Genomic DNA, 15,681 nt, shown 5'->3' on the forward strand with positions numbered 1-15,681 from the left:
GAAGGTGTGAATGAATCCGCCGTGTCCGAGCAGCACGCGCAGGCGCGCGCCATCAAGGCGCAACGCGCAGCCGTAGCTTGGGCTACGGCGAGCATTTGCAACGCCGAGGGCGCGTGTCTGTGCGGGATGAGCGGGCATGGCGGGTTCGTTCACACCTTCTCAAGATTAGCGCATTGGCGGTCCGTTCTTGCGCCGCCGTGAGTGTCGGCGCGCGGTGCGCGACAGCACCCACCAGGCGAAGCCCAGCGGCACGAACAGCGCCGCCATGGCCAGCAGCGCGTGCAGCAGGTCAGTGACCATGGCGCAGGCCGCAGCGCGCGAGGTGATCGCGCCAGCTCATGAGCCGGCCGATCTCACCCGAAGGCACGCACTCGATGAGGCAGTGCAGCACCTCGGCATAGCGCGCGGTCGGAAAGCGGATCATCAGGCGCACGCAGGGCGCGTCGCTCTCCTGCGAGCTGCAGGCATGCAGCAACGGCTCGCAGCGCACCACGCCGGCCTCGGCGCAGGCAGCGATGCTGCGGCGCACGCGCAGCGCGTCGGCGCAGCAGACGGTGACGTCGAGCACATGGAACTGCGTCGTGCGCGGCGCGATCGGACTTCGCACGACGGCGACAGGATGTTCACGGTAGGCGGCATAGGCCATGGTTGTCTTTCTCCTCAACGCACCGTCGAAGAAGCATTGAGCGCCAGGTTCAGCGCCAGCACGTTGACGCGCGATTCGCCCAGCACGCCCCACAACGGCGACTGGGTGTTCTTCGCGATCAACGCGTTCACCTGATCGATCGGCACGCCGCGTTCGCGTGCCACGCGGGCGGCCTGATAGTGCGCGGCGGCAGGGCTGATGTCGGGGTCGAGCCCGCTGGCCGAGGCCGTGACGAGGTCCACCGGCACCGGCGCGGTGTTGCCCGGGTCGGCCGCGCGCAGTGCCTCGACGCGCGCCTTCACCGCATCGGCCAGCGCGGGGTTCAGCGGGCCCTGGTTGGAGCCGCCCGAAGCACTGGCGTTGTAGGGCTGCGGCGCGGTGGCCGACGGGCGGCCCCAGAAGTGCTTCGGGTCGCTGAAGTTCTGGCCGATGAGCGCGGAGCCGACGGGCTTGCCATCGCGCATCACCAGGCTGCCCGCCGCCTGCGCGGGGAACAGCGCCTGCGCGGCGCCGGTGACGGCCGCCGGGTAGAGCAGGCCGGTGAATGCGCTCAGCAATGCGAAGAGCACGAGCGCGGGGCGGACGATGCCGCCGTTGTTGTTTTTCATGATGAAGAACTCCTCAGACCAGATGGACTGCAACCAGCAGCCAGTCGATCAACTTGATGCCGATGAAAGGAACGAGCAAACCGCCCAGGCCGTAGATGGCGAGGTTGCGGCGCAGCAGCGCAGCGGCGCCCACCGGCCGGTAGCGCACGCCCTTGAGCGCCAGCGGAATCAGGAACACGATGACGAGCGCGTTGAAGATCACCGCCGACAAAATGGCCGACGACGGGCTGGCCAGGCGCATCACGTTGAGCGCGCCCAGCTGCGGGTAGGTCGACACGAAGATCGCCGGAATGATCGCGAAGTACTTCGCCACGTCGTTCGCGATCGAGAAGGTGGTGAGCGAGCCGCGCGTCATCAAGAGCGCCTTGCCGGTCTCCACCACCTCGAGCAGCTTGGTCGGGTTCGAGTCGAGGTCGACCATGTTGCCGGCCTCCTTCGCGGCCTGCGTGCCGCTGCCCATGGCCACGGCCACGTCGGCCTGCGCGAGCGCGGGGGCGTCGTTGGTGCCGTCGCCGGTCATCGCGACCAGCCGGCCTTCGGCCTGGTACTTGCGGATGAGCGCGAGCTTGTCCTCGGGCGTGGCCTCGGCCAGGAAGTCGTCCACGCCGGCCTCGGCCGCGATGGCGGCGGCCGTGAGCTTGTTGTCGCCCGTGATCATCACGGTCTTGATGCCCATGCGGCGCAACTCGGCAAAGCGGTCGCGGATGCCGGTCTTGACGATGTCCTTGAGCTCGACCACGCCGAGCACGCGGTTGCCTTCGGCCACGGCCAGCGGCGTGCTGCCGCGGCGTGCCGTTTCTTCGGCGGCGCGCAGCATCTCGGCCGGCATGGTGCCGCCGAACGATTCGACATGGCGGCGCACCGCATCGACCGCGCCCTTGCGCAGCACGATGGCATCGGTGTCCAGGCTGTTGGGCGCGGCCGGCAGGTCGACGCCGCTCATGCGGGTCTGTGCGGTGAAGGGCACATAGCGCAGCACGTCGACAGAGGCGGCCTCCAGGCCGTCGCGGCGCGCCAGCTCGACGATGCTGCGGCCTTCGGGCGTTTCGTCGGCTAGCGAGGCCAGCATGGCGGCGCGTGCGAGGCGGCCCTTGGGCACGCCGGGCGCGGGCAGGAAGGCGCTGGCCTGGCGGTTGCCGTGCGTGATGGTGCCGGTCTTGTCCAGCAGCAGCACGTCGACGTCGCCGGCGGCTTCCACCGCGCGGCCCGAGGTGGCGATCACGTTGGCCTGCATCATGCGGCTCATGCCGGCCACGCCCACGGCCGAGAGCAGGCCGCCGATGGTGGTCGGGATCAGGCACACGAGCAGCGCGACCAGCGCGGTGAGCGACACCACGGTGCCCGCACCCGCGGCCTCGACGCTGAACACCGAGAACGGCAGCAGCGTGACGGTGACCATGAGGAACACGATGGTGAGCGCCACCAGCAGGATGGTCAGCGCGATCTCGTTCGGCGTCTTGTGGCGCTTGGCCGCCTCGACCATGCCGATCATGCGGTCCAGGAACGACTCGCCGGGGTTCACCGAGATGCGCACCACCAGCCAGTCGGACAGCACGCGCGTACCGCCGGTGACGGCCGAGAAGTCGCCGCCCGACTCGCGCACCACGGGCGCCGATTCGCCGGTGATGGCGCTTTCGTCGACCGAGGCCACGCCTTCGATCACTTCGCCATCGAGCGGGATCACGTCGCCGGCTTCGACCAGCACGACGTCGCCCTTGCGCAGGTTGGGCGCCTGCTCGGGCAGCCACGGCGCGCCGTGGTGCGGCTGTTGCTGGTCCTTCAGCTTCTTGGCCCAGGTGTCCTTGCGCAGGCCGCGCAGCGAGGCCGCCTGCGCCTTGCTGCGGCCTTCGGCCAGCGCTTCGGCGAAGTTGGCGAACAGCACGGTGAACCACAGCCACACGGTCACGGCCAGCACGAAGGCGGGCTGCATGCCGGTGTCGCCCGGAAAGCTCAGCGCATGCACCCACAGCAGCGTCGTGAGGATGCTCCCGATGTAGACGATGAACATCACCGGGTTGCGCCACTGGGTGCGCGGGTTCAGCTTGGCGAAGGCGCCCCACAGCGCGGGCTTGACCAGTGCTGCGTCGAACAGCGAGAGAGAGGTTTTGGTTTTGACAGTCATGGTGCGCTCCTTCTTATTTCCAGAGCACGAGGTGTTCGACGATCGGCCCGAGGGCCAGTGCCGGCACGTAGTTGAGCAGGCCGACCAGCAGCACGGTGCCGATCAGCAGGAAGACGAACAGCGGGCCGTGCGTGGGCAGCGTGCCGCTGGTGACGGGCAGGCGCTTCTTGGCGGCCAGCGCGCCGGCAATGGCGAGCACCGGCACGATCATCGCGAAGCGACCGAGCCACATCGCCAGGCCGAGCAGGCCGTTGTAGAACGGTGTGTTGGCCGACAGGCCCGCGAAGGCACTGCCGTTGTTGTTGGCGGCCGAGGTCAGCGCATACAACACCTCGGAGAAGCCGTGCGCGCCGGGGTTGGCGATGCCGACCTTGCCCGCACCCGCGCTCACCGCCAGCGCCGTGCCCGCCAGCACCAACACGGGCGTGACCAGGATGGCGATGGAGATCAGCTTCATCTCGCGCACCTCGATCTTCTTGCCGAGGTACTCGGGCGTGCGACCGATCATCAGGCCTGCGATGAACACCGCGAGCATGGCGAACACCAGCATGCCGTACAGGCCGCTGCCGACGCCACCGAAGACGACCTCGCCCAGCTGCATCAGCACCATGGGGACCATGCCGCCGACGGGCGTGAGCGAGTCGTGCATGGCGTTCACCGCGCCGCACGAGGCGGCGGTGGTCACGGCGGCGAAGAGGGCCGAGGCATCGATGCCGAAGCGCACTTCCTTGCCTTCCATGTTGCCGCCGCTTTGCAGCGCGCTGGCCACCTGGTCCACGCCCAGCGGACCCAGCAGCGGGTTGCCGGCCTGCTCGGCGGGCGTGACGGCCAGCACCGCCACCACGAACAGCACCGTCATCGCCGCGAGCACGGCCCAGCCCTGGCGCAGGTCGCCGACCACGCGGCCGAAGGCGAAGCACAGCGCCGCGGGGATCAGGAAGATCGCCAGCATCTCCAGCAGGTTGCTGAACGCCGACGGGTTCTCGTAGGGGTGCGCCGAGTTGGCGTTGAAGAAGCCGCCGCCGTTGGTGCCGAGCATCTTGATCGCCTCTTGCGAAGCGACCGGGCCCATGGCGAGCGTCTGCGTGGGGGTGGTGGCGTCTTCCATCACGGGCGCGCCCTTGTCGTCCTTCAGCGGCTGGCCGTCGGGGCCGTTCTTCGGTTGCTGGAAGGCCGTGGCTTCCACCGTCTGCACGCTCTTGTAGGCATCGAAGTTCTGGATCACGCCCTGCCCCGCCAGGCACAGCGCGAGCACGAACGAGATCGGCAGCAGCACCCACAGCGTGACGCGCGTCACGTCGGCCCAGAAGTTGCCGACCAGGCCCTTGCCGTCACCGCGGCGCGCGAAGCCGCGCACCAGTGCGAAGGCGACCGCGATGCCGGTGGCGGCGGACAAAAAGTTCTGCACCGCCAGGCCGAGCATCTGCGTGAGATAGCTCATGGTCGACTCGCCGCCGTAGCCCTGCCAGTTGGTGTTGGCGACGAAGCTCACCGCCGTGTTGAAGGCCGAGTCGGGCGACACCGCGCCCATGCCGGCCGGATTGAACGGCAGCCCGCCCTGCAGGCGTTGCAGGGCATAGAGAAAGATCGCGCCGATGGCGTTGAACGCGAGCAGCGCCAGCGCGTAGCGCAGCCAGTGCATCGACTGCTCGGGCTGCGTGCCCGCGAGGCGGTACAGCGGCGCTTCGACGCGCTGCATCCAGCGCGGTACGCGCTCGCCGCACAGCGCGGCCAGCAGCTTGCCCAGCGGCCAGGCCAGCACCAGCAGCGCGCCGAGAAAAAGGGCCAGCAAGACCCAGGCCGAGGTTTCCATGTCAGAACTCCTCGGCGCAGATCAGCGCGAACACCAGGTACGCGAACAGGACCACGGCGACCAGCGCGCCGAAGCCGTACAGGACTTCGAGGCCGATCACGATGCATCCCCCGGCGTGCGCGTTGCATCAACGCCCGCGTGCGGCTTCTGCGGCCCTTCGAGCCGGTTCAGCCCGACGACCATGGCCGCCACCACGACCCACAGCGCCAGCAAGGCGCCCATCCAGACGATGTCCATTCATCACTCCTGCAAACAAGATGAAAGGAGTCTCGGCAGGCGTGCGTAAAACCGGGGGAAAGAGTGAGTGGGGGGCCGTAAAGAAAGCGTAAAAACGCGGGCAACGCAGAGGATGAGGCCCGTCTGGTGCGTCGCGTCGAATGTCTCGGCGAGCTCCAGCAAGGGAGCCGGGGCCATTCAAACAGCCGAGGCTGTTGCCGATGGCGCGGCCCTGTCAGTCCACCTGCCGGGGATACCCGATCTCGGCGATGTCATTTTCGAGCGACGCCATGTCGAGGTCGGGATTGAATCGCCGGACGAGCGCGTCGCTGAGCGGTTGGTGCCGATAGATCGCCTCGACATCGCCCAGGTCGAGGTCGCGTTCGTAGTAGTCAGCCGCGAATTCGACGTACTGCTCGGGCCGGCCGGCGAGGATGCTGAGCAGCTCGGCGGAGCCATCCGGATCCTCCCCCGGCGGAAGCTCGACCGGTCCGCAAGTCCAGCGTTCTTCATGGCTCAGGCGCCAGAGACAGAAGGTGCTGTCGCTGGTCGTGAACGCCGGCTCTTCCAGCAGGTTGGCGCGGAACTCCGCCGGCAGCCGTTCGAAGATTCCGGGCCATGGCGTCCCCGGCCGGAATGCCGGAGCCTCGTGCGCAAGCCCGTGGAGCGCGACGCCAGCCTGGCAGAAGACGGCAAACCAATGATCGCCCGAACCATTGCGCATCGATGCCATCGCCGCCTCATCCGACCACGCGGCGTTGAACGAGTAGTACCGGTACTCCCACTCCGGCGAGAGCATGGCGTCGAGCATTGCAAGAGACTGGGTCAGTCGCTTCAACGTCGGAATGTCTGGAAGCGCCTTCAGGTTTCTCGTCGAGAGGGTCATGCGGGGGCGAAGTTGGTGGGGATGAACGCACATGCTATCTGCCGATCGGGTCGGGTGCATGCCTGGTGCCCGGACGCTACAGCGCACAGATTCACTTCCGCTACACCCCGGACGGAGGTCCTGCCTATGACTTCTACGACCCGGTGGTCATGGACGTGATGCCCTGATTCGAGCGAGCGACAGGCTCAGTGCGCCATCCACCGCCCGTCGTCACGCCGGCTGAGGAAGTAGCCGGCGCGGGCGACGCGCGGGTCGTCGACTGATTTCTCGTTGACGATGTCCATCTCGGCGCGCGCGATCAGCCAGGTGCCGCCCTGCTTGCCGTTGGACCATTGGAAGCGGTGGAAGCGCGCGTCGGAGCCGATGTAGAAGGTGTGCTGCAGCGGCGACGCGCCGTAGTTGCGGAACGCGGTGACGGGAATCTGCTGCGTCTCGCGGGCGCTGCCACAGCCTGCCGCCGCGAGAAGCGCCGCGACCGCCAGGGCCGCGACGCCGCCGCGCGAAAGAACCCGCGCGGTGCCCATGGCCCGGGTCAGCGGCCGAAGCCGCGGTTGTACGAACCCACGGCGGAGTTGTAGTAGCTCACGATGTTCTTGTACGTCGACGGGAACTTGCTGTCCTTGAACGTGCGCCATTGGCCGATCATGTTCAGCAGGCTGCCGTGCAGCGACTCGTAGTTGTAGTTGGGCGCCTTGCCTGCTTCCCCCTTGGCCTTGGCTGCGGCCTTGGCTTCTTCGAGCGCCTTGGAGAGTTCTTCCAGCGAGGCCTGCAACTCGCTGGCCGCCGCATCGACCTTGGCAACGGCGTCCTTGTTCTTCAGGCCGTCGATCTGGTCGAGGCCGTTGACGAACTTCTTGGCCACCGCCATCGAGGCCAGCGTGTGGTAGTTGAGCATGTCGCCCTCGGCCTTGAGCTTGGCCATGCGTTCGGTGCGCGACGCCTCCTGCACGCGGTCCAGCTCGCTGCCCAGCTTGTCGATGCTGGCCAGCAGGCCCTTGAAGGCGGCGTTCATGTCGGCGTCGGCCGCGCGGCCCTTGACCCACTTGTCTTCGAGAAAACTCTTGGACCGGTAGTACGGGTCCATCGGCGTCCAGACGGCGACGAGCTTCTCGCCCGTGGCCACCACGCCGTCGACGGCCGCGTCGAGCGCCGCGTCGCCCGAGCCGTCGGCACGGGCCTTCTTCAGGTCGTCCACGATGGACTGCACATCGGAAGGGCTGCCATAGAACGAGTTCCCGCTCGGAGACTTGCCGTTCACGTTCATCTGCACGTAGCTCTTGTACTTGGCACCCACGCTGCGGTTGTCGTCGATGAGCCGGTTGTAGCCCTGGCTGTAGGTGGTGCGGGCCGCGGCCTGCACGCGGGCCGGGTCCTTGGCGGGCTGGGTCTTGCCCGATGCGGACGGCGATGGCGAGGCTGCCGCCGGCGTCGGCTTGTTGTCTTCCTTGCAGGCCGCGAGCACGGCACAGAAGCAAAGGCTCAAGGCAAACAGGCGCGTGCGCGCCGATCGGTTGTTGTGCGCAGTCATGGCGCTCTCCCTCGGTTGTGGTTGTTCGGTGCCGCGCCCGTCGATGAAGGCCATCGCTCGCAGCGGCAACAGGTGCGAAAAATGATAGCCAGCGCCACCGCGTCCGATCGTCGCGAACGCGCGAAAAACGCCCCGCGCACCGAACTAAATTGTGAGGATTCGCTTCAAGGCGTGCCCTGGAAAGTCAGAGCGTGCGTTCGAGCTGCCAGGCTTGGTACTTCAGGCTTACCACCGCGCCGATCACGATGCCCGCGATGGCCGGCAGGCTCGCGATGCTCAGCGTCGACAACGCACTCAGGCCCTGCCCGATGGTGCAGCCCATGGCCGTGACGCCGCCGATGCCCATGAGCACGGCGCCCGTCGCGTGGTGCGCGAGGTCGCCGGTGCCGGCGAAGCCTTCCCAGCGGAATTCGCGCGACCACAGCGCATGCAGCGCGGCGCCCGCCACCACGCCGGCGACCGACACGATGCCCAACGTGAGCCGCTTGTTGGCGTCGCTGTAGAACATGAGCCAGTCGAGCGCGTAGGCCACCGGCGTGACGAAGCTCAGCGCTTCGGCGCGGCCGGAGTTGGTGGCGAGGAACACGTGCTCGAGCGTGAGCGGATGCTCCTCGACCACCGCCCAGTGGCCGCTGAGCCACCATGCACCGACGACCAGCGCGCCGATCAGCATGCCGCCGACAAGGCTGCGCACGTCGCGCGTCTCGCGGCCCCATGCGGCCCACACGAGCAGCGCGCCGCCGAGCACGAGGCCGAGTGCGAGACGCAGCAACGATGCGTTCAGTTGGAAAGACGCCGCCAGCACATCGGGCAGCGAGGCATTCATCGCCAGGTCGATGTGCACCGCATCGACGGTCGCGACGCGCAGCACCGCGGTGATGCCCTTCAGCGTGGCGAACGCCGACACGCCCATGAGCACCAGCACCACCAGCGCCTTGAGGCTGCCGCCGCCCAGGCGCACCAGCGTCTTGTTGCCGCAGCCCGAGGACAGCACCATGCCGACGCCGAACAGCAGGCCGCCGACGAGCGCGGCGAGCCAGAGGATCTGGTGCGAGGCGTAGAGCGTGCGGTCGGCATCGACGAGCCCCGCGGACACGAGCGCCGAGAAGCCGATGAGCGCGACACCGCCGGCCGCGGCCCACTGCTTCACGCGGGTCCAGTCGCCCAGCGCCACCACGTCGCTGATCGCGCCCATGGTGCAAAAGCGCGTGGCGCGCGCGACGGCGCCGAACACCGCCGACAGCACGAAGGCCGCCACGAGCGCGAGCGTGGTGAGAAGGGAAAGCTGCGCGATGGACATGCCCCGATTCTAGGGAGCGACCCCGCGCGTGCGGGGCCCCATTCAGCCCAGGCCGGGGTTCGGCGCGATGTTCTTCAGCACGGGTTCGTCGAGCCGGCGCGTGGTCACCACCTTGCGCGACTTCAGCCACGGCTCGATGACTTCCCACACCGGCTTGTTGCCGGCGGTGCGCGCCTCTTCGCTCACGGGCGCCCAGCCCGCGACCTTGTAGCTGCGGCTGGCGTCGATGGGCTTGCCGCCCAGGCGCATGTCCTGGATGCGCTGGCCCATGGCGGCCGTCGGGTCGCAGGTGTATTGCAGCCCGCCCACGCGCACCATGTCGCCGCCCTGCTGGTAGTAGGGGTCGGGGTTGAAGAGGTTGTCGCACACGTCTTCGAGCACGGTCTTGAGCGTCTCGCCGGTCATCTGCGTCACCGTCGCGTACGAGTACGTGGTGGCCGTCATGTCCATCAGCCACTCGCGCGTGATCGCCTGGCCGGGCAGCAGCGAGGTGCCCCAGCGGAAGCCCGGCGAGAAGGCGATGGGCGCGTCTTGGACTTCCATGAGCGCGTCGAGCAGCAGCTGGTCGCCGGTGCCGTTGAAGTTGCCGCGCCGGTACAGCGCGCCGTCGGTGTGGGCCAGGGTTTCTGCCAGCTTGGCCTCGTAGGGCGCGCGCACGCGGGTGATGAGCGCATCCATCTCCTTGTCGGCCGGAATGAGGTCGGAGAACACAGGCAGCAGGCGGTAGCGGAAGTCGCTCACCTTCTTGCCCTTGACGTCGAAGTCGATCACGCCGAGGAACTTGCCGTTGGAGCCGCCGTTGACCACGATGGTCTTGCCGCCCGCGTTGCTCACCAGCGTGGGCATGGGCGTGCCGTCGTGCGTGTGGCCGCCCAGGATGGCGTCGATGCCGGTGACGCGGCTGGCCATCTTGAGGTCGACGTCCATGCCGTTGTGCGACAGCACCACCACCACCTGCGCGCCCTTGGCGCGCGCCTCGTTCACCACGCGCTGCAGGTTGTCGTCCTGGATGCCGAAGGTCCAGTCGGCCACCATGTAGCGCGGGTTGGCGATGGGCGTGTAGGGAAAGGCCTGGCCAATGATGGCGCAGGGCACGCCGTTGATCTCGCGCATCACATACGGCTTGAACACCGGATCGCCGAAGTCGGCGGTCTTGACGTTCTGCGCGACGAACTCGACCTTGCCCGCGAAGTCTTTCTCGATGATCTGCTGCACCCGCGCCATGCCGTAGGTGAACTCCCAGTGCCCGGTCATCACGTCGACGCCGAGCAGCTTGCAGGCGTCGACCATGTCCTGCGCGTCGGTCCACAGCGAGGTGGCCGAGCCCTGCCAGGTGTCGCCGCCGTCGAGCAGCAGCGCGCCGGGGCGGCTGGCCTTGAGCTGCTTGACCAGCGTGGCCAGGTGCGCGAAACCGCCGACCTTGCCGTAGCGCTGCGCGGCCTTGTCGAAGTCGAGGTACGTGAGCGCGTGCGCCATGCGCGTGCCGGGCTTCACGCCCGCAGCTTTCAGCAGGTGCTCGCCCACGAGGTGCGGCACCTTGCCGCGCATGTGGCCGACGCCGATGTTGACGCCCGGTTCGCGGAAGTACAGCGGCTTGAGCTGCGCGTGGCAGTCGGTCATGTGCAGCATCGACACGTTGCCGAAGGCCGGCACGGTGTACATGCCGTCGAGGCCGGCGGCCATGCTGCTGCCGTGGCGGCCCAGGCCCAGGCCGGCGACAGCGCCGGCACCGAGCATCTGGACGAACTCGCGCTTGGAAAGGTTCATGAAGAGAGAGGCCGGGCGTTCAGCGGTTGACGGGAGACTGGGGGTCGAGCAGCAAGCCCATCACGTCGCGGATCTGCTTCTCGTTGAGGATGCCGGAATGGCCGACGCGCGGCATGTTCGAGCAGGCGTTGTAGGCGCGCGCGTTCCACAGCTTGCCCCAGGTGTATTCGACGATGGGCTTGGACGCGGCGCTGGCCGGGTCGCTCACGCCGCGCAGCTTGCCGTAGTGGTACAGGCTCGGGCCGAGCGTGCCGAAAGAGATTTCTTCCTTCGACATCTGATGGCAGTTGTAGCAATTGCCGCCGTTGGCCGCATTGGCAGCGTCGGTCCAGGTGAGGCCGCGGCCGTTCTGCGCGATCTTCTCGCCCTCGCGCCAGTCGCCGACGAACTTGCCGTCCGAAGGCCAGCGCACGGTCTTCATGTTGGCGGCTTCGATCTCCTTGGTGCGCTGCTCGTCCAGCGGCTTGCCGCTGGCCTCGGCTTCGCTGCACGCGAGGTTGGCCGGGTCTTGCACGAGGCGGTCGACCTTGGCGATGCCCTGGTCGCGGAAGGAGCGCTGCAGCGCGTCGGCGGTGAGCTTGTCGAGCTCGGCGGCGCTGTCGACGGACGCGCAGCCGAACACGGTGAGCGCGCAGGCCACGGCGGCCAGACCGAAGAAATGATCAGACTTCATGGCGTGGCTCCTTCAGCGCTTGATGGCGGGCGCGGTGGTCTTGCCGCCCTTGCCGTTGACGCCCATGTACACGGCCAGCGCCACGGTCACGTCGCTGGCGTAGCCCGGGTACGGAAAGCGCTGCTGGCGGAAGCAGTCGTTCAGTCGACGCTGCATGCCCCACAGTTCGCCGGACGACACGCGGTACGCCGGCCAGGCGCCGAAGCCTTCGCCCGCACCGGGGTTCTTCGTGAGGTTGGGCAGGTCTTGCAGGCGGATGCGCTTGCCGTCGGCACCGTGGCAGGTGGCGCAGGCAAAGTCGTGCGGGCCGGCGCGCAGGAAGAACAGGCGCTTGCCCACTTCGTAGGCGCGGCGTTCGCTCGCATGCGACTGCGGCAGGTTCAGCGGCAGCCCTTTCGACTCGGCGGAGATCCACGCCACCAGCCCCTCGAGGTTCTTCTGCTCGCCCTGGCCGAACGGCGTCTTGGCGATGGCGGCGGCGTCGAAGCCCTGCAGCGTTTCCATGCAGGTGAGCAGGCGCGACTCCATGTCCTGCACGCGGCCGGTGTCGGGAAAGTAGCGCGGCAATTCGGCGAACGCGCCCTTCACCACGCCCGGGCCCTTGCCGAGGTCGCACTTCTCCATCGACGCGGCCTTGGGCCCGCGCTTCTGTTTCCAGAGGTCTTCGCCCTTGGCCTCGAACAGTTCGGCGGGGTTGCCGTCCTGCAGCAGCGCGCGGTACTCGGCGATGCCTTCGGCCGTGGTCTTCTGCGCCGCGGCGGGCAGTGCGATGCTGCCGGCCAGCACCAGCAGGCTCAGGCATGTGGTTGTCCTCATGGGGCCGCCTTTTTTTCTCGTGGGGAACACAACACGCGAGCGAGCGCCCGCGTGGTCGAAGAAAGCGTCAGCTGACGGTGGCTTCGTCGGTGCGGGTGTCGCCGCGGTTGTCCTTCCAGGTCACGGCGATCTTGTCGCCGGCCTTCGCGCCCTTCAGCGTGAACTGCATGAAGGGGTTCTTCGACACCGCCGGGCCCCAGTCGGCCGTGAGCACGGTCTTGCCGTTGAGCGAGGCCGTGACCTCCTGGATGAACCAGGCGGGGATGGTCTTGCCGGCGGCGTCCTTGCGCTGGCCGGTTTCCATTTCGTGCGCCATGAGGATGCGCACGGTCGTCTTGTCGCCCGCGGCCTGGGCGCGGATGCGCATGGGATCTGCCATGGTGGTCTCCTTCTTCTCGTCGTGTTCTGTGTGTGAAGCCCGTCGCTCAGCCGCCGCAGCCGCCGAGCGTGACCTTGACTTCCTTCTTGGCGAAGAGCGCCTTGCCGTCGTTCATGACCGCGATCGCGTACACGTCGGACGACTGGCCCAGCTTGGCGCGCGTGGTGAAGTTCGACTCGACGAACTCCGAGGTGTTGAAGATCGCGACCACGGCGTTGGGGTTCTTCTCGACCAGCAGCATGAGCTGCTTCACGCCGGGCAAGACGGTGGCCACGCTGAGCGGCACCACGGCGCCGTTCTCGGCGATGTCGGGGCCGGTGATGGTGACGTCCTTGCTCTCGGTGGGCGCGCTGGTGACACCGACGGCCTTGAGCGCGTCGGCCACGCTCTTGGCGTCGAAGGCGTCTTTGGAATACGCGAGGGCGGTGGCGGGGAGCCAGCCGGCGGTGGCCGCCAGGCCTGCGAGGGCGGCGGACTGCGTGAGCATCTGTCTGCGGTTTTTCATGGGGTTGTCTCCTGTCGAATCATGGTCCGGCGCTGTCGGCGAGCCAGCGTGCGATGGCCTTGGCATCATCGTCGCCGAGGGTCTGCGGCGGCATCGGGATCGCCCCCCAGACGCCGGTGCTGCCTGCCTTGATCTTCTGCAGCAGGTGGTCGGTCTGGCCGGGGTACTTCTTCGCGATGTCCGAGAAGGCGGGGCCGACGAGCTTCTGCGTCATGCCGTGGCAGGCGGTGCAGCTGTTCTTCTCGAGCAGCGCCACGGGCACCTTCGGGGCCGCGGCCGGTGCGCTGGTCTTCACGGCAGCAGCCGCAGGCGCCCCGGTGGCGATGCCGCGCTGCGCGCCCACCGGCCGGTTCTGGTCGGCGAGGTTGCCGTGGCTGCCGCGCGCATGCGGCGGCAGTTGCGCGACGGACGACGCCGCCGGCACGCAGTCGCGCATGCAGGCCACGGCGGACACGTCGGGCTTCGTCGCGCGGCCGAACTCGCTGCCGGGCCACATCGCGTGCGCGGTGGTGCCGCCGTTGCGGTTGGGCATGCGGGCCTGCACCTCGCGGATGTTCTTGTCGGACAGCGTGAAGTCGTCGGGCACGATGCCGCCGAGGTTCAGCATGTAGGCGGTGACGGCGTACACGTCGTCGGGCGTCAGCGACTTGGGCTGGTTCCACGGCATGGCGCGGTACACGTAGTCCCACACGGTCGACAGGCTCGTGACCTTCATCAGCGTGGTGCGGCCCGGGAAGGCCGGGTCTTTCAGGCGCGCGACGTGACCGCTCTTGATGTCCTCGGCCGTGGTGCCGCCGACGATGGGGCTGAACACCTGGTTCGATTCGCCGAACACGCCGTGGCACGAGGCGCACTTGCCTTCCCACAGGTCCTGCCCGCGCGTGACCGAGCCCGAGCCGGGCGGCAGGCCCTTGAAGTCGGGGCGCACGTCGATGTCCCACGCGGCCACTTCCTTGGGCGTGGCGTCGCGGCCGATGCCTGCGTAGCCTGCCGTCTTCGGTTGCGCCCATGCCGCAGCGCCGCATGCGAGAACGAGCAACAGCAGCGCGCGCTTAGGAAAGCTGGACATTCGCCACCTCCCCGTTCGCCTGCACCTGCCACGACTGGATCGCGTTGTTGTGGTAGATCGAACGCGTGCCGCGCACCGCGCGCAGCTGCTTGTAGCTGGGCTGCACGTAGCCGGTGTCGTCCATCGCGCGGCTCTGGATGATGGCGGGCGTGCCGTCCCACACCCAATCAATGTTGAAGCGCGTGAGGCACTTCGAGAGCACGGGCGATTCGAGCCGCGCGGTGCGCCAGTTGCGCCCGCCGTCCACGCTCACGTCCACGCGCTTGACCTTGCCGCGCCCCGACCACGCGAGGCCGGTGATGTTGTAGAAGCCCTTGTCGAGCAGCATCTGCCCGCCCGAGGGCGTGGTCACGACGCTCTTGCATTCCTGGATGCTGGTGTACTGGCGGTGCTGGCCGTCGGGCATGAGGTCGACGTAGTGCACGGTCTCGTCCTTGGCGCCGTAGGGCTGGTCGCCGAGTTCGATGCGGCGCAGGTACTTGACCCAGCTCACGCCCTGCACGCCCGGCACCACGAGCCGCAGCGGGTAGCCCTGCTCGGGCCGCAGCATCTCGCCGTTCTGGCCGTAGGCCACGAGCACCTCGCCCGAGCGGATGAGGCTCATGGGAATGGTGCGCGTCATCGACGAACCGTCGGCGCCCTCGGCGAGCACGAAGCGCTCGCCCTTGAGGTCGGCGCCCGCCATCTCGAGCAGCGTGATCAGCGGCACGCCGGTGAACTCGCTGCACGACAGCATGCCGTGCGTGTACTGGGCCGTGGGCACGGCAACGTTGCCCCACTCCATGCCGGTGTTGGCGCCGCACTCGATGAAGTGAAAGCGCGACACCGAAGGCAGGCGCATCAGCTCGTCGAGCGTGAAGACCTTCGGCGTCTTCACCATGCCGTTGACCATCAGCCGGTGCTTCGACGGATCGATGTCCCACCAGCCCTGGTGGTGCCGCTCGAAGTGCAGGCCGCTGGGCGTGACGATGCCGAACAGCGACTGCAGCGGCGCGAACGACACCGAGGCCTGCGCGGTCGGCGTGAGCCCCGGGCTCTGGCGGCGCTGCACATTGGCTTCGTACTTGGAAGGCTTGCCGTAGCCGTCGGTGACCACCGGCTGGCCGAGGCCCGTGCTGTGCGCGGGCAGGTTCAAGATGGCGGGGTCGCCGTCGCCCACCGCAGTGCGCGATTGCGCGAGCGCGGACGACGTGGCCGCCGTGCCTGCGACGGCCGCGGCGAAGGCGTTGCGGATGAAGTCGCGTCGCCCCTTGCCGGCTTCGGCGAAGACGGAACGCACGCCCTGTGCGTCGAGAAAATTCTCGGGTGCCTTGCGCACCTGCCCGGTCTGCTGGATGCTGCCGCTCATCGCGT

At 68.1% G+C, this 15,681-nt stretch carries 18 protein-coding genes; all 18 read right to left on the reverse strand.

Annotated features, from left to right (window positions below; genetic code table 11):
* Nucleotides 1–165 precede the first annotated feature (165 nt).
* On the reverse strand, nt 166–300 hold the full coding sequence (locus AC3WQR_RS19910; protein ID WP_307581936.1) for a hypothetical protein: 135 nt from the start codon (nt 298–300) through the stop codon (nt 166–168).
* Nucleotides 290–607 carry a hypothetical protein gene (locus AC3WQR_RS19915; RefSeq protein ID WP_492743240.1) on the reverse strand — a complete coding sequence of 106 codons (318 nt, stop codon included), beginning with the start codon at nt 605–607 and terminating at the stop codon, nt 290–292. Before AC3WQR_RS19915 ends, AC3WQR_RS19910 begins: the two co-directional genes overlap by 11 nt.
* A 53-nt stretch (nt 608–660) precedes the next feature.
* Nucleotides 661–1,254, reverse strand: coding sequence for a potassium-transporting ATPase subunit KdpC (gene kdpC, locus AC3WQR_RS19920; RefSeq protein ID WP_492743241.1), 594 nt, complete (start codon nt 1,252–1,254; stop codon nt 661–663).
* Between the two features lie 13 nt (nt 1,255–1,267).
* Nucleotides 1,268–3,376 (reverse strand): potassium-transporting ATPase subunit KdpB, encoded by a 2,109-nt coding sequence (gene kdpB, locus AC3WQR_RS19925; protein WP_492743242.1) that lies wholly within the window; start codon nt 3,374–3,376, stop codon nt 1,268–1,270.
* A gap of 13 nt (nt 3,377–3,389) precedes the next feature.
* The gene (gene kdpA / locus AC3WQR_RS19930) at nt 3,390–5,189 is read right to left on the reverse strand and encodes a potassium-transporting ATPase subunit KdpA (protein WP_492743243.1); all 1,800 of its coding nucleotides are present in this window, start codon (nt 5,187–5,189) and stop codon (nt 3,390–3,392) included.
* Nucleotide 5,190: 1 nt separating this feature from the next.
* Nucleotides 5,191–5,289, reverse strand: a complete 99-nt coding sequence (gene kdpF, locus AC3WQR_RS19935) for a K(+)-transporting ATPase subunit F (RefSeq protein ID WP_056576794.1) — start codon at nt 5,287–5,289, stop codon at nt 5,191–5,193.
* Nucleotides 5,286–5,426 carry a hypothetical protein gene (locus tag AC3WQR_RS19940; RefSeq protein ID WP_167395072.1) on the reverse strand — a complete coding sequence of 47 codons (141 nt, stop codon included), beginning with the start codon at nt 5,424–5,426 and terminating at the stop codon, nt 5,286–5,288. The genes kdpF and AC3WQR_RS19940 overlap by 4 nt, the downstream gene beginning before the upstream one ends.
* A 214-nt stretch (nt 5,427–5,640) precedes the next feature.
* Complete coding sequence (locus AC3WQR_RS19945; protein ID WP_492743244.1) at nt 5,641–6,291, reverse strand: hypothetical protein; 651 nt, start codon at nt 6,289–6,291, stop codon at nt 5,641–5,643.
* A 185-nt stretch (nt 6,292–6,476) separates the two neighbouring features.
* Nucleotides 6,477–6,815, reverse strand: coding sequence for a hypothetical protein (locus AC3WQR_RS19950; RefSeq protein WP_492743245.1), 339 nt, complete (start codon nt 6,813–6,815; stop codon nt 6,477–6,479).
* Between the two features lie 8 nt (nt 6,816–6,823).
* Nucleotides 6,824–7,819, reverse strand: coding sequence for a DUF3829 domain-containing protein (locus AC3WQR_RS19955; RefSeq protein WP_492743246.1), 996 nt, complete (start codon nt 7,817–7,819; stop codon nt 6,824–6,826).
* A 184-nt stretch (nt 7,820–8,003) separates the two neighbouring features.
* The gene (locus AC3WQR_RS19960; RefSeq protein WP_492743247.1) at nt 8,004–9,119 is read right to left on the reverse strand and encodes a YeeE/YedE family protein; all 1,116 of its coding nucleotides are present in this window, start codon (nt 9,117–9,119) and stop codon (nt 8,004–8,006) included.
* 42 nt (nt 9,120–9,161) lie between these two features.
* Nucleotides 9,162–10,886 carry a thiosulfohydrolase SoxB gene (soxB, locus tag AC3WQR_RS19965; RefSeq protein WP_492743248.1) on the reverse strand — a complete coding sequence of 575 codons (1,725 nt, stop codon included), beginning with the start codon at nt 10,884–10,886 and terminating at the stop codon, nt 9,162–9,164.
* A gap of 19 nt (nt 10,887–10,905) precedes the next feature.
* Nucleotides 10,906–11,559: a sulfur oxidation c-type cytochrome SoxX gene (gene soxX / locus AC3WQR_RS19970; RefSeq protein ID WP_095747116.1), complete on the reverse strand. Its 654-nt coding sequence runs from the start codon at nt 11,557–11,559 to the stop codon at nt 10,906–10,908.
* A 12-nt stretch (nt 11,560–11,571) separates the two neighbouring features.
* Complete coding sequence (gene soxA / locus AC3WQR_RS19975) at nt 11,572–12,375, reverse strand: sulfur oxidation c-type cytochrome SoxA (protein WP_062473848.1); 804 nt, start codon at nt 12,373–12,375, stop codon at nt 11,572–11,574.
* A gap of 67 nt (nt 12,376–12,442) precedes the next feature.
* Entirely contained in the window at nt 12,443–12,754 is a 312-nt protein-coding gene (gene soxZ, locus AC3WQR_RS19980) for a thiosulfate oxidation carrier complex protein SoxZ (protein ID WP_172438442.1), read from the reverse strand.
* A gap of 46 nt (nt 12,755–12,800) precedes the next feature.
* A complete protein-coding gene (gene soxY / locus AC3WQR_RS19985) occupies nt 12,801–13,259 on the reverse strand; it encodes a thiosulfate oxidation carrier protein SoxY (RefSeq protein ID WP_492743249.1) in 459 nt (152 codons plus the stop codon).
* A 19-nt stretch (nt 13,260–13,278) separates the two neighbouring features.
* The gene (locus tag AC3WQR_RS19990) at nt 13,279–14,328 is read right to left on the reverse strand and encodes a c-type cytochrome (RefSeq protein WP_492743250.1); all 1,050 of its coding nucleotides are present in this window, start codon (nt 14,326–14,328) and stop codon (nt 13,279–13,281) included.
* Nucleotides 14,312–15,676: a sulfite dehydrogenase gene (gene soxC, locus AC3WQR_RS19995; RefSeq protein WP_492743251.1), complete on the reverse strand. Its 1,365-nt coding sequence runs from the start codon at nt 15,674–15,676 to the stop codon at nt 14,312–14,314. Before soxC ends, AC3WQR_RS19990 begins: the two co-directional genes overlap by 17 nt.
* Between the last annotated feature and the right edge of the window lie 5 nt (nt 15,677–15,681).

This window comes from Variovorax sp. FW305-3-2-15-B-LB1, assembly GCF_058787635.1.